Origin of the sequence: Brachyspira sp. (assembly GCF_029258575.1) — a bacterium.
In the GTDB taxonomy this organism is placed as follows: domain Bacteria; phylum Spirochaetota; class Brachyspiria; order Brachyspirales; family Brachyspiraceae; genus Brachyspira.
This window is the reverse complement of record NZ_JARHYI010000154.1, coordinates 33,055-46,980: the sequence shown is the minus strand read 5'-3', so window position 1 is coordinate 46,980 and position 13,926 is coordinate 33,055. Positions and strand designations below refer to the sequence as shown.

At 26.7% G+C, this 13,926-nt stretch carries 12 protein-coding genes and 1 tRNA gene; 9 read left to right on the top strand and 4 right to left on the bottom strand.

The window, feature by feature from the left end; genetic code table 11:
• Positions 1 to 33: 33 nt before the first annotated feature.
• The 3 genes from Q1J76_RS12265 to Q1J76_RS12255 form a co-directional block, all read right to left on the bottom strand.
• A complete protein-coding gene (locus Q1J76_RS12265; protein ID WP_300370908.1) occupies positions 34 to 630 on the bottom strand; it encodes a superoxide dismutase in 597 nt (198 codons plus the stop codon).
• 182 nt (positions 631 to 812) lie between these two features.
• A complete protein-coding gene (locus Q1J76_RS12260; RefSeq protein ID WP_300370906.1) occupies positions 813 to 1,853 on the bottom strand; it encodes a hypothetical protein in 1,041 nt (346 codons plus the stop codon).
• A 9-nt stretch (positions 1,854 to 1,862) separates the two neighbouring features.
• Complete coding sequence (locus Q1J76_RS12255; RefSeq protein ID WP_300370904.1) at positions 1,863 to 3,257, bottom strand: DNA polymerase III delta subunit-related protein; 1,395 nt, start codon at positions 3,255 to 3,257, stop codon at positions 1,863 to 1,865.
• A 171-nt stretch (positions 3,258 to 3,428) separates the two neighbouring features.
• On the opposite strand from Q1J76_RS12255, the gene Q1J76_RS12250 reads away from it, so the two are divergent.
• The 9 genes from Q1J76_RS12250 to Q1J76_RS12210 all read left to right on the top strand — a co-directional run bounded on the left by Q1J76_RS12250 (position 3,429) and on the right by Q1J76_RS12210 (position 11,920).
• Positions 3,429 to 5,603 (top strand): coiled-coil domain-containing protein, encoded by a 2,175-nt coding sequence (locus tag Q1J76_RS12250; RefSeq protein ID WP_300370901.1) that lies wholly within the window; start codon positions 3,429 to 3,431, stop codon positions 5,601 to 5,603.
• 14 nt (positions 5,604 to 5,617) lie between these two features.
• The gene (gene rnhB / locus Q1J76_RS12245; protein ID WP_367182154.1) at positions 5,618 to 6,307 is read left to right on the top strand and encodes a ribonuclease HII; all 690 of its coding nucleotides are present in this window, start codon (positions 5,618 to 5,620) and stop codon (positions 6,305 to 6,307) included.
• A gap of 39 nt (positions 6,308 to 6,346) precedes the next feature.
• A complete protein-coding gene (locus Q1J76_RS12240) occupies positions 6,347 to 7,156 on the top strand; it encodes a Cof-type HAD-IIB family hydrolase (protein WP_300370897.1) in 810 nt (269 codons plus the stop codon).
• A 76-nt stretch (positions 7,157 to 7,232) separates the two neighbouring features.
• A tRNA-Gly gene (locus Q1J76_RS12235) sits at positions 7,233 to 7,305 on the top strand.
• A 79-nt stretch (positions 7,306 to 7,384) separates the two neighbouring features.
• Complete coding sequence (locus Q1J76_RS12230) at positions 7,385 to 8,695, top strand: trigger factor (protein ID WP_300370895.1); 1,311 nt, start codon at positions 7,385 to 7,387, stop codon at positions 8,693 to 8,695.
• Between the two features lie 39 nt (positions 8,696 to 8,734).
• The gene (clpP, locus tag Q1J76_RS12225; RefSeq protein ID WP_300370892.1) at positions 8,735 to 9,331 is read left to right on the top strand and encodes an ATP-dependent Clp endopeptidase proteolytic subunit ClpP; all 597 of its coding nucleotides are present in this window, start codon (positions 8,735 to 8,737) and stop codon (positions 9,329 to 9,331) included.
• A gap of 152 nt (positions 9,332 to 9,483) precedes the next feature.
• On the top strand, positions 9,484 to 10,719 hold the full coding sequence (gene clpX, locus Q1J76_RS12220) for an ATP-dependent Clp protease ATP-binding subunit ClpX (protein ID WP_300370889.1): 1,236 nt from the start codon (positions 9,484 to 9,486) through the stop codon (positions 10,717 to 10,719).
• A gap of 74 nt (positions 10,720 to 10,793) precedes the next feature.
• Positions 10,794 to 11,357, top strand: coding sequence for an elongation factor P (efp, locus tag Q1J76_RS12215; RefSeq protein ID WP_300370886.1), 564 nt, complete (start codon positions 10,794 to 10,796; stop codon positions 11,355 to 11,357).
• A complete protein-coding gene (locus tag Q1J76_RS12210; RefSeq protein WP_300370883.1) occupies positions 11,357 to 11,920 on the top strand; it encodes an energy-coupling factor transporter transmembrane component T family protein in 564 nt (187 codons plus the stop codon). The genes efp and Q1J76_RS12210 overlap by 1 nt, the downstream gene beginning before the upstream one ends.
• A 408-nt stretch (positions 11,921 to 12,328) precedes the next feature.
• Here the strand turns inward: Q1J76_RS12210 and Q1J76_RS12205 are convergent, their stop codons facing one another.
• The gene (locus tag Q1J76_RS12205; protein WP_300370880.1) at positions 12,329 to 13,918 is read right to left on the bottom strand and encodes a peptide ABC transporter substrate-binding protein; all 1,590 of its coding nucleotides are present in this window, start codon (positions 13,916 to 13,918) and stop codon (positions 12,329 to 12,331) included.
• Between the last annotated feature and the right edge of the window lie 8 nt (positions 13,919 to 13,926).

Below are 13,926 nucleotides of genomic sequence, written 5' to 3'. Positions count from 1 at the left end.
CTAAAAAAATATAAATAATTAGTTTAAACTAAATTATTTTGCAAGTTTGATTCTTTCAAGAACATAATCCCAATTTACTAGATGATCAACAAAAGTAGTTAAGAAATCAGGTCTTCTGTTTTGATAATCTAAATAGTAAGCATGTTCCCAAACATCGCAAGTTAAAACACCATGTATTTTGTCAGCTACAGGGTTCATAGCATTAGAATATTTTCTAACTTCTAATTTACCATTATTCATAACAAGCCAAACCCATCCTGAACCGAATTGAGTTTTACCGCCTGTAGTGAAAGCTTCTTTAAAAGCATCAAATGAACCGAAATCTGCTTCAATTTTTGATTTTACTTCAGCAGGTATAGCTACGTCTTTTTTTAGCATTTTGAAGAATTCTTCATGGTTATAAACCTGTCCTGCATTGTTAAATACAGCTTGTTTATCAGCATTGTTATATGATAAAGTTATTAATTCTTCAATGCTTTTACCCTGTAATGATGCATCTTTAGATACTAAATCATTAAGAGTTGTTACATAAGTATTTAGGTGTTTTCCATGGTGGAAATCTAAAGTATTAGAAGACATATGTGGTGCTAAATCTTCTTTTCCATATGGAAGTTTCATTAATTCAAACATAATTTTACTCCTTCATTTTTTATTTTAATATAAACTTCTAATATAATAAACTATTTTAAATTAATGTCAAGTAGTTATTAAATAATATTGATAACTTATTGATAAAAATTACTATTAAATGAGTTAAAGGCATACCAAATTAATGGCATGCCTTTAATTATATTGATAATTAATTATAAAAATTAATTAGTTGTTTCAGTATTTTCTGTTGCAGGAGTTTCTGTAGTAGTACTAGGATCAGCAGCCTCGTTTTCATAATCTCTGTAAACAGCTCTTGGTTCTCTGCTTAATACTTCATCTTCAGTATTACCATAAACGAAACCTAACTCGTCATAGTATTTAGAATATGTAGTTCTGAATCTGTCAGAAGTAGTGTATAATATTTTATGATATTTAGTGATTAACAACTTATATTTAGCTGTTTTAATACTTTCATCTTCAGTTTTTAATGTAGTTAAATCCCAAAGGTTATTGAACATTTCATTCAAGAAATAAACTTTACTTACATCACTATTTTGATTGATAGTAGCTAAGTTATAGTTAACACCAGCTAAATAAGTGTTTAACATGATCATTTTTTGAGTATCATTTTCACCTGTAATTTCATTGTCTAAAGCTTTTAGTAAATGATATCTGCTTTTTGCATAGTAACCTGCTGTACCTTTGAAAAGATTAAAAATACCTGCATAAAGATTTAATTCATAGTCTGATTGTTTTAATTCATTAGTTTTACCAAGTATTTCATAAATAGGCTTTATTTCATTATAAATTCTAAAAGATTTATCTAATTCATGAAGAGCCATATCCACATTATTATCATTAGCGATAGGTTTAGCAACTAAATCGTAGAAATAAACAGCATTGTAGAACATTTCATTAGTATCAGTAAAATTAACATTAGTATAACGCTCTAGTATTTTATTAGCTTTATAAAGTACTCTAAATAGATAATCTTCTCTTATTTTTGTAAGATTAGTTTGAAGAAGATTATATTCTTTGTCAAGAGCAACGTCATCAGTATTTCTTAAATCAGTAAATGAAGGGGCAAACGATTTTATTCCATCTACTGTGTTAGTATCTCCTGCAGCATTCTGATTTTCAGTAGCAGCAGTATCAGTAGTTTGTTCAGTAGCAGCAGTAGTATCTGCAGCATTTTCATCCTGTGCGTATGCTGGGCTTAAAGCTAGAATCATTACGCTTAATACAAGAAATAATTTTTTCATGTATAACTCCTATAAATTTTTATTATAATTGTGTAACCACATATAAATGTTGCCTAAAGTTTTATAAAGCAGCATTTTAGGTTGAGTATTTGTATTAATTAGGGTATTGACTGCTAAATCTAACTCATCAATAGTCCATACAATACTTTCATCTGAAATAGAACTTGGAAGAATATAATCTCGGTTTTCTATTTCAAGATATTTATCTTCTAAAGACCTTTTTAGAATATTAATCATTTCTTTAATAGTATCAACAATCTCATATTCGCCTTCACATAATAGTGTTGTTAGTGAGGCTATTTGAGAAGGGGTATTATTTAAAGCAGCGCCCATAAAAGATAATAATACTTTGTGTATATTATCGCTTGTATTTGATTTTTTGTCAAGTACATATTTTACAGCTTTGGATACACTTCCATAAGAATTTTCCAATACAAGGGCAGTTTTTTCTTCATTTAGTCTTAATCTCTTCATTAATATAGATCTTAATGTATTTTCGGATAAAGAAGAAAATTTTAATTCCATCATACGAGATCTCAGAGGTTTCATACCATCCTGTATCAACTTATTGGTATCAGATGTTATTAAAATAAATATATTATTATCCGAAGGCTCTTCTAAAGTACGCAAAAATATATTAGGAGCTCTTTTATCCATTAATTCTATACCTTCTATAATAATTATTCTCTTACTTGATATTCTCGGCTTTCTATATGTTAATTCTATAATATTTCTTACCGTATCCAATGGTATTACAGTATGTATGATATTATAATATATTTTTTTTAAAGCATTGAAGAAATCTCCTTCTATTGAGATTTTCTTTTTAGTACCTTTATTTTTTGCTATATTTAAAGCCTCTTTGGACTTATTTCTAAATATTGAATCTATAAACTCTACATTATCTGCATTTAATTCATTTAATGTATAATTCACCGCCAAATAATAAGGCTCTATTAGGGCATATCTTGATGTTTCTTTTTTGTTTCCAAGCATATATTCTTTAGGTTCACTATTTGGATAATTGTCATAGCTGTCAAATAGCATAGATTCCACTTTATATAGTATAGAACGGCAGGCAGAGTAAAAATTATTAAATAAATGCGGTAACTTATATTCCAAATATTGATTGAAATAAATCTCAGCATTTCTAAATCTCTCATCAGTTGCGGCTACTATAACATCAGGATGTTTATATTGATCTATCATTTTGCATGATTTGCATTCATCGCAGTATGTTCCATTGCCACTTTCACATAAAATTGCTTTAGCATAATTTAAAGCACTTTCAAATTTGCCTACTCCTTCATCTCCATAAAATAAATAGGCATGATGAAGTCTGCCACTTTTGTATATACCTGACATTATTTTAAGCGGAGTTGTTTGTCCTAATACTTTAGCCAATATTAACCTCTGATATATTTTTGAATTTATACATATATAAAGCATAAATAAATTTATATCAAGAATAATTTTTTTAGTATTTTAAATTATAAGTATATTTATGACGATATTTTACTGTTATCTTTTATTTTTTTTTATAAAGTTAACAATATAAATTCAAGGAATATTGTAATGGGTTTAAATGATGATATGTTAAATGAAAGAAAAGATTTTAATGACGGTAATGATGAAAATAAAGTTTTTGATATCATTCAAAGAATAGATAAATTAGAAAAAAATATAGAATCTATTTCTAAAGATATGCCTGTAGAAGAAAAAGAAAATTTTATAAAAGATATTTTAAAAGATGAAGAGTTTGTAAAATCATTATTAGAAACTTTAAATAAAAATGATTTAGAAAATAATGCTATTTCTGATAAATTAGAAGAATTGTATAATATCATAGATGAGAAAATAGAAAAAAATAATGCCAGTTACAATAATATAATGCTTGAGCAGAATTTGAAGAATTTTAAGGAATTTTCAAATATAAAAAAGAATCATAAAGATTTAGAAAGTTCTGTAAATGAAAATTATATTAAATATAATGATATTAGTGATAAATTAAATTCTTATTTAGAAGAATACAAAAAAGAAATAAGTAATTTGAATGATAAATTAGAAAGCAGTAGAGAAGAACAATTTAAATCTATAGAAGACTCAAAAGAAGTATTGAATAATCTTAAAGAAGAACTTTATAATAATTTAGATGAAAAGATAGATGAGAAAATAGAGAAAAATAATGCCAGTTACAATAATGTGATGCTTGAACAGAATTTGAAGAATTTTAAAGAGTTTTCAAATATAAAAAAGAATCATAAAGATTTTGAAAATTCTGTTAATAAGAATATCAATAATATAATTAATGATTCTATAAATAGAAGTAATATAAAATATGATGAGCTTATAAATGGAATTAATGATAAATTGGGTTCATATGCAGATGAGTATAAAAAAGAAATAGATAATTTGCATACTAAGTTAGAAGAAAGTAAAGAAGATCAAATAAAATTATTAAAGAAAGAAAAAGAAGATTTAAGTAAAAATTATGATAATATTATTAAGGATATAAATGAGAAAATAGATAGAAATAAAAATAAATATGATGAAAAAATTTCTTCTGTAGAAAATCAATTCGGTACAGTAATGTTGGATCAGAATTTAAAGACTTTCAATGAAATTGATGATTTGAAAAAGAGTCAATCTGCTTTGGAAGAAACTGTAGAAAAAGTTGATAATGCTATAAGTTTGAATAATATAAAATATGATGATTTGATTAATGATGTTAATGAAAAATTATCAAATCAATCAAGTAAACATAGAAAGGAAATAGATAATTTAACTAATATATTGAATGAGAGTAAAAAAGAGCAAGCTAAATTTCTAGAAGAAGAAAAAGATAATTTTAATAGATTTAAAGAAGAATTATCAAGTAGTGTAGATGAGAAAATAGAAAAAAATAATACTAATTATAATAATGTAATGCTCGAACAGAATTTGAAGAATTTTAAGGAATTTTCAGATATAAGAAAGAATCATGAAAATTTGGGAAATTCTATTAATAAAAATATTTCTGATATTAATAATTCTATATCTGATATTAATAATTCTATAAATGAGAACAATTCCAAATATGATGAATTAATTAACAATATTAATGATAAATTAAATACTTATTCAGATGATAATGAAAAAAATAAAAAAGAAATAGATAGTTTGAATACTAAACTAGAAGAACAAAGTAAATTTCTAGAAGAAGAGAAAGATAATTTTAATAGATTTAAAGAAGAATTATCAAGCAGTGTAGATGCCAAGATAGATGAGAAAATAGAAAAAAATAATACTAATTATAACAGTGTGATGCTTGAACAGAATTTGAAGAATTTTAAAGAGTTTTCAGATATAAGAAAGAATCATAAAGATTTAGAAGAGGAGATTAGTAAATTTCTAAATAAAGATAATTCCCAGTTTGATGAATTTACTAATATTATATATAAAAAGCTTGAAAATCAGGAATTGAAAAATGATGAGTTTATCAAGTCAGTAAATGATCTTTTAGATAGCAATAATATAAAGTATGAACAGTTATTGAATATTGTAAATAAAAAATCTGAATCATATAAAAAGAATACTAATTCTAATAAATCACATAATTCATCCAATGATGATTTGATTAAATGTATCGAAAATAGGGAAGTTGTATATAATAATAAAGGATTAAGCAGCAAAATTAATGATATAACTATATTATCTATTTCAGTTTTAGCTGTTATGATAGCTGTATTTTTAGCGTATAAATTATTATAATAGTGTATTAATTTATGGATAGTTTTTTGGATAATAAATTTCAATTAGATAAATTTTTATATGAAAAAGAATATTTATCATTAGGGTACAAATATATATGTGGCATTGATGAAGTTGGAAGAGGCTGTCTATTTGGAGTTGTTACGGCTGCGGCAGTTATAATGCCTTTAGAACTCAATGAAGATATTGAATTGATTAAAGAAAATATAGTAGAAGAAATTGATGATTCTAAAAAAATTACCGCAAAAAAAAGAGAAGAACTTTATTATAAAATTATTGATAAAGCTTTATGCTATAGTGTTTATTCTGTTGATTCCAAAACTATAGACGAAATTAATATTTATAATGCTTCTAAATTGGCAATGACTAAGGCAGTTGAAAATTTAAGTATAAAACCTAATATGCTTTTAATAGATGCTATAAAATTAGATACTGATATAAAGCAATGTTCTATAATTAAAGGGGATTCTAAATCTTATAGTATAGGATGTGCAAGTATAATTGCTAAAGTAACTAGAGATAAAATGATGAATGAACTTCCTGATTTTTATCAGAAATATAAAGTTTCTAAAAATAAAGGATACGGCACAAAAGAACATATTAAAGCTATAGAGATGTACGGACCTAGTGATATGCATAGATATTCATTTGAGCCTATAAAATCCAATTATAATAAAAAAAGCGAAGAAGATTTATTATTATAATGCACTTGTTTTTGATAAATTTTATGATAATATATTTTTATGATTAATATGCCTAAAGAAAATAATATAAAATTAATAGTAACAGATTTGGATGGAACATTTTTAAATGAAAATAGTTCTATCAGTGATTATAATAAAAAAGTTTTTCAATCTTTAATGAAAAAAGGAATAGAAATAATACTTTCTACAGGAAGACCATTTAATGGTATGAAGCGTTATAAGAATATGATTGAAAATGATAATCATTCTATAGTTTTTAACGGAGCTGTAATAGCAGATACTAATGGTAATTTTATTTATAATAAAGTAATGGATTCTTCTACATCAAAATCAATTTGTGCACTTTATAATAAATATGATGTTTATCTTCATGTCTACAGTGGAGGAAGATATATAGTATCCGAACCAGATTTTTATTATAAGAGATATATTGAAAGAGAAAAAATTACAGATGCTATTGTAGGACTTGATAATGTTAATGATTTTGAGTTTAGTAAGATGGTGTTTATAGGGGATAGAGATAAACTTGAAAAACTTCAAGATGAGATAAGAAATAATTTTAATGTTCATACTTCATTTTCTCATACGAATTTTCTTGAGGTTTTAGCTTATGGTATAAATAAAGGCAATGCTTTGGAATGGTTATGCAATAAAAAAAGAATAAAAAGAGAAGAGGTAATAGCTTTTGGAGACAATTATAATGATATAGAAATGATAGAATATGCTGGTATTGGTGTTGCTGTAAAAAATGCGGAAGAAGAAGTAAAAAGAAAAGCTGATTATATATGTTTAACTAATAATGAAGACGGTGTAGGACGATTTTTAGAAGATTTTTTTTCATTGAAGTAAAAATATATATTTAGATTTTTTATAGTTTGAGTATTGACTTTTTTTTCTTTTATGTTATAATTTTTTCAATGTCTATGCGGGAATAACTCAGTTGGTAGAGTTTCTGCTTGCCATGCAGACTGTCGCGGGTTCGAGTCCCGTTTCCCGCTCATTAATAAGCCCCAATAGATATTTTTTTTCTATTGGGGTTATTTTTTTTATTTTTTAATTTTAAAAAGGTATATTAAAATGGATATTAAAGATTTACAATTTGAAACTTCAACTGATGAAAAAGATTTAGTTACACTTAAAATTACTATTTCTAAAGATGCTTATGATAAAGAATTAGAAAAGCAAATAGAATACTATAAGCCTAGAGTAAATGTTAAAGGTTTTAGAGTAGGACATGCTCCTAATAATATCATACTTTCAAGATATAGAGAAGCTTTAGAAGGTGCTACTAATGAAGTTTTTGTAGAAGAGGCTTGGAATACTTATCATGATGAAAAAAATGTTAAGGCTTTAGGTACTCCTAAACTTCTTAATTTAGAGAAGAAAGACGACGGACTTTATCTTGATTATGAATATTATCCTATACCTGAATTTGATTTGCCTGATTTAGCTTCTATAAATGTTGAAAAAAATAAATATGATGTTGATGATAGCGTGATAGAAGAAGCTTATAAACTTTCCCTTCAAAGATTTTCTCATTTTGAAGAAAGCGATTTGAAATCTGAAATAGGCGACAGAGTTTCTGTAAAAATAGAATTTGATGATGAAGCTAATAAAAAATATAATAAAGAACTTACAGTAGTAGCAAGTAAAGATGAGAATGAGAGTATATTTGCTAGAAATACTATAGGTGTAAAAAAAGAAGATAAAAAACTTCTTAAAACATATATTGACGGAACTGAAGCCGATTTTATAATGAATATAGTAAAAGTAGAAAAACCTGATATGAAAGATGATTCAAAAGATGAAGAAAGACAGAAGGTAAAAGAATCATTGAAAGAGCATTTAGTAAAAAGAGCAGAAGAGAGAGCTAATAGAGAACTTATAAATGAAACTTTATTTGATAAATTAATAGAATTAGTTAACATTACTCTTCCTAAAGGATATTTTGAAGAACAGCTTGAGATATCTTTGAATGAATTTGAAAGATCTATGTCAAGTAGAGGAATGACTAAAACAGATTTCTTAATGTCAGTTGCTAAAACAGATGATGATATCAAAAAAGAATATGAAGAGAATGTTAAAAAGCAAATAACTTTTGATATGATTATGGCTAAACTTTCAGAAACTTATAAAGATTCTATAACTGTTAATGAAGATAAAGCTAAAGAATATGCTAATAGAATGTATCAATATCAAAGTTATATGGGACTTTCTAAACTTCCTAAAGAAGAACAGCAAAATATAGTTAATTATATAATGCGTGATGCTCATACTAGAGCTACTTCTGAAGCTATAATGGACTATGTTAAAGAGCATGTTAATGTTTCAGAGAAGGCTTCTGTTAAGTTCCAGCCTGAAGAAAGTGATGTTTGGGGCGGATATTAATAAATATATAATTTAATAATTAAGAGGTTAATACAAAATATGGATAAAAATTATATGACTATACCTTATGTAATAGAGCAAACAAGTAGAGGAGAACGTTCCTACGATATATATTCAAGACTTTTGAAAGATAGAATAATATTTTTGGGCGGAGAGATTAATGATGATGTTGCTAATGTAGTTATAGCACAGCTTTTATTTTTGGAATCAGCTGACCCTGAAAAGGATATTTCTTTATATATAAATAGTCCAGGAGGAGTTGTTACTGCTGCTTTGGGTATGTATGATACTATGCAGTATGTAAAACCAGATGTTGCTACTTTATGCGTTGGTCAGGCCGCTTCTGCAGGTGCTTTGCTTTTGGCAGGAGGTGCTAAAGGTAAAAGATTCGCTACTGCTAATTCAAGAATAATGATTCATCAACCTTCAGGCGGTTCTAGAGGTATGGTTACTGATATGGAAATACAATTAAAAGAAACTATTCGTTTGAAAAGCATATTAAATAATATTATGGCTAGTCATACTGGTCAGGATATTAAGAAGCTTGAAGCTGATATGGATAGAGATTATTTTATGAGTGCTGATGAGGCTAAAGATTACGGCATCATTGATAAAGTTTTTTCAAGCAGAGAATAATTAATATTTAAAATATAAAGTAGAGCTAATATTCTTTTTATTAAGTTTATTAGCTTTTATTTTTTTACTTTTTATTTTTATTTTTTATTGCAATAGTTATATTTTAATATAGAATATATAAACTTAATTAGAATTATTAATATTGGAGAGATATGTCTAAAAAAGGTAATGATAAAAAAGAAGTTTGTTCTCTATGCGGAAGAGAGCTTAAAGAATTAAGCAGATATATTGAAGGAAATGAAGGTTATTTATGTTTTGATTGTTCTTCTATAGCAAATGATTATTTTAATATGAATGTTCAGAAGAAAAAATCAAGAGAAAAAGATTATGAAATAAAGATATTGCCTCCAAAACAAATAAAATCTTTGCTTGATGAATATGTTGTGGGGCAGGATTATGCCAAAAAGGTATTATCCGTAGCAGTTTATAATCATTATAAGAGAATAACGCAGAATTCTGAAGATAAGAATGAAGTTGAAATAGAAAAATCTAATGTTCTTTTAATAGGACCTACAGGAAGCGGAAAAACATTATTGGCTAGAACTTTAGCTAAGGCTTTGAATGTACCTTTTGCTATTGCTGATGCTACCACTGTAACAGAAGCTGGTTATGTTGGTGATGATGTTGAAAATATTCTTCTTAGACTTATACAGAATGCTGATGGAGATATAAAGCTTGCTGAAAAAGGAATTATATATATAGATGAAATAGATAAAATTTCTAGAAAAAGCGAATCGCGTTCTATAACTAGAGATGTTTCAGGAGAAGGTGTACAGCAGGCTTTATTAAAGATTGTTGAAGGGACTGTTGCAACTGTTCCGCCTCATGGTGGAAGAAAGCATCCTCATCAGGATAATTTACATATAGATACATCGAATATACTTTTTATATGTGGTGGGGCTTTTATTGATATAGAAAAATCAATTGCTGAGAGAACTTCTAAAAAGGGTTTAGGTTTTGCTGCAGAAGTTAATTCTATGGATAATCTTAATTATGATGAGATAATGAAAAGTATTGCTACTGAAGATTTGGTTAAATACGGGCTTATTCCTGAACTTATAGGAAGACTTCCTGTTATAGCTACTTTAGAAGAGCTTAAAGAGGAAGAGCTTTTAAAAATATTAAAAGAGCCTAAAAATGCTTTAACCAAGCAGTATCAGAAATTATTTTCTTATGATAATATAGAATTAAAAATAGATGATGAGGCATTAAAATCTATAGTGAAAAAAACTATGGAAGAGCATACAGGTGCTAGAGGATTAAGAGCATTATTTGAGAGAGTTATGCTTGATGCTATGTATGATATGCCTAGTGATGATAAAGAAAAACAGATATTTGAACTTAATAAAGAATATGTTAATGATAAATTAGGTATTGAGGCTGAATAGTATTTTTATCAATATTAAAATTTTATCATGTTAAATAAATAATAATTAATTAAATTTTATTATAGGGGTTTTGAATGTTACCAGTAAATGATTTAAGAAAAGGCGATGCTATAATTTTAGACGGAGAAACTTATTTAGTAGTAGATGCTCATTTTCACAGAGCACAGCAGAGAAAGGCAAATGTTAAAACTAAATTAAAAAATATGCTTAAAGGCAATATGATAGAAAAAACTTTTTCATCTACTGAAAGTGTTGAAGAGGCTGATTTATCATATAAAAAAGCACAGTACATTTATGAAGAAGGCGATAGTTATGTGTTTATGATACTTGATAACTATGAACAAGTTCATGTTAATGCTGATATATTAGGCGATAGCAAATATTATTTATTAGATAGCAGTGAAGTAGATTTACAGTATATTAATGATGAAGTTACAGCAGTTCGTTTCCCTATACATGTGGTATTAGAAGTTACTTATACAGAGCCTGGATTTAAAGGTGATACTACAGGTTCTACATTAAAGCCTGCTAAACTTGAAACTGGTATTGAAGTAAATGTACCTTTATTCATAAACATAGGAGATAAGATAAAAGTTGATACTAGAGATGATAGTTATGTTGAACGTGTAAATAAATAATGTTTTACATATTATATATTATATTGGCTTTCATCATATTCGTAACTATATTTTTGATAAAGGCAAATTTTATATTATATATTGCAATAGCTTTTTTTATACTTCATATTATATTTACTAGATCTGTTATTATAACAATAAAAAAGCTATTGTATTTATTTCCTTATTTTCTTGCTATATTTATAATTCAGGCTCTAAATTCTAGAGGGGAATATTATAATTTATTTGGTTTTTATATTGATAAAGTGGGTGCTGATTTTACAATCATATATTTTATGCGTATAGCTTCTGTTCTTTATTTTTTATCAATTTTTTTAATCATTATAAAAAAGCTGAAAATACCTAATGGAATGTTTTTTGATGAGATGATAAGAATAGGTGTTTTTATGAAAATAGTAAAAAAATCTTTCTTTGTTGAGTTTAATAAAATCAGAGATAAAAATAAATCTTTTAAGGATAAAGTTAATTTAATAAAAGATTTACTTGAGAATGTTTATAATGATTCTTTTAAACTTTATCCTTATGATATGCTCATTTCATATTATAGAAATTCAAAAAAATAAGTTTTTTATTTTATTTTCTTTACAACCCCGCCCTTTATATTTTCTGCTTTATTTTGTATTAAAGTTATCATATTTCTTTTTATTTTATTAAAAAATTATAGCTTCCCGCCCTAGTGTTGAGTAAATTTGTTATCTATATTAACGCACGCTGAATGCATTTTTTTATTTTTAATTAATTTATAATACAGTTTTGATTATATTATAAATTTTACTAAACGTGCGTAAAAGAGATTATAAATCTAATAACAACTAGGGTGGGGCATGCTTTTTTTATTTAGCTTGTAAATATTGTATAGCTTATAATTTAAAGTTGATTTTTAATCTAATGGGTGGGGTATGTAATTGATTTTAACAAAAAAGGAAATCAGTATAACCGACTTCCTTTTTATATAAATTTATTTTTATTAATTATTTTTCTAAATAAGAATAATGGAATCTGTATTTAGCTAGAGGATCGAGTTTATAATCTTTAAGCTGTTTAGATACCATCAAAGCATTTGCTCTGTAATGTATAGGTATTATAGGCATATCATACATAAGTATTTTTTCAGCATCATGAAGAGCTTTCATTCTTTCTTTAGCATTGACTATATGTTTAGAGCTTTCAAGAAGTTTATCATATTCAGGATTATTGTACCCTGGATTACTTGGAGCATAGCTGAAATATAATTCAAGCATAGTCATAGGATCATTATAATCACCAGTCCATCCACTAAGCACCATTTGATAGCTTAAATCCCTAAAACTCTGTAATATAACAGACCATTCTCTAGGAACTATAACAGCATCAACCCCAATATTTTTCCACATCTGCTGTATAGCTTCTACCATAACAACATTTCCATCATTAGCTACCATAACTTCTATAACAGGATAATTCTCTCCATTAGGATAACCAGCTTCAGCCATTAATTTTTTAGCTTCTTCTATATTTTTCTCATAATCATTGCTTTGTACACTAATGTAATCTCCTCCATTAGCTCTAAACTCTCCCTCATAATCTCTTATTAGAGGAGGTACAAAAGCACCAGCAGGCTTCTGTCCTGATTTATTTATAGAATCAACTATATAATTTCTATCAATAGCAAGTGCCAATGCTCTGCGTACTCTTGAATCACTGAGAGCTTCATTTGTGAGATTCATTTCAAAAAATACAGTACCATAAGCCTGATTCATTACTATTAATCCTTCTTTCTGTAAATTATCTACTTCTTGAGTAGGAACTAAATTAGAAAAATGTATTTGTCCGTTTCTCAAAGCAGCTAATGCCGTATTTTTATCAGCTATCATTGATACAGTAATTTTTTTTGCAATGATTTTATCTTTATCATAATAGTTATCATTTATTTCCATTACTATTTTATCATCTCTAATTCTTTCAGTCATTTTATATGGACCATTTCCTATATAGCTTGCAGGAGTAGAAACCCAATCATCTCCGTATTTTTCTATTATATCTTTTCTCACAGGTACAAACATATCGGAAAGTTCCAAGAAATAGGCAGTTGGATTTTCTAATGTGATTTCTATAGTGTAATCGTCTATCTTTTTTATTCCCAATTCTTCAACACTAACTTCTCCTTTTGATATTTTTAAAGCATTTTTCACAGGGGCCATGAGCGAAGCATAAGGAGCAGCAGTTTTTGGATCAATAAATCTTCTATAACTGTATACAAAATCATCAGCAGTAAGAGACATTCCATCAGACCATTTAGCATTCGTTCTCAAATAAAATGTATAAGTAATACCATCTTCACTCATTTTGTAATTTTCAGCAATTGCACCTACTATTTTCCCATCTTTATCTTTTTTCATAAGTCCTTCAAAAAAGTGTCTTATATAAACTGTGCCAGCACTAGCTGTATTAAGATGAGGATCTATAGTTGCAACTTCTCCTCCTAAAGATATTACTATAGAATCATCTGAAGAAGATTTTTTAGATGAACAAGATAATATTAAGAATGATAATACAATCATTGATATTATAATTTTTTTCATTTTTATAT

What these genes read in the sequence shown, in the direction of transcription:
- Q1J76_RS12205 (WP_300370880.1), bottom strand. Translation starts at nt 13,918, where the DNA reads ATGAAAAAAATTATAATATCAATGATTGTATTATCATTCTTAATATTA.
- clpX (WP_300370889.1), top strand. Translation starts at nt 9,484, where the DNA reads ATGTCTAAAAAAGGTAATGATAAAAAAGAAGTTTGTTCTCTATGCGGA.
- rnhB (WP_367182154.1), top strand. Translation starts at nt 5,618, where the DNA reads ATGGATAGTTTTTTGGATAATAAATTTCAATTAGATAAATTTTTATAT.
- efp (WP_300370886.1), top strand. Translation starts at nt 10,794, where the DNA reads ATGTTACCAGTAAATGATTTAAGAAAAGGCGATGCTATAATTTTAGAC.
- Q1J76_RS12265 (WP_300370908.1), bottom strand. Translation starts at nt 630, where the DNA reads ATGTTTGAATTAATGAAACTTCCATATGGAAAAGAAGATTTAGCACCA.
- Q1J76_RS12260 (WP_300370906.1), bottom strand. Translation starts at nt 1,853, where the DNA reads ATGAAAAAATTATTTCTTGTATTAAGCGTAATGATTCTAGCTTTAAGC.
- clpP (WP_300370892.1), top strand. Translation starts at nt 8,735, where the DNA reads ATGGATAAAAATTATATGACTATACCTTATGTAATAGAGCAAACAAGT.
- Q1J76_RS12240 (WP_300370897.1), top strand. Translation starts at nt 6,347, where the DNA reads ATGATTAATATGCCTAAAGAAAATAATATAAAATTAATAGTAACAGAT.
- Q1J76_RS12230 (WP_300370895.1), top strand. Translation starts at nt 7,385, where the DNA reads ATGGATATTAAAGATTTACAATTTGAAACTTCAACTGATGAAAAAGAT.
- Q1J76_RS12250 (WP_300370901.1), top strand. Translation starts at nt 3,429, where the DNA reads ATGGGTTTAAATGATGATATGTTAAATGAAAGAAAAGATTTTAATGAC.
- Q1J76_RS12210 (WP_300370883.1), top strand. Translation starts at nt 11,357, where the DNA reads ATGTTTTACATATTATATATTATATTGGCTTTCATCATATTCGTAACT.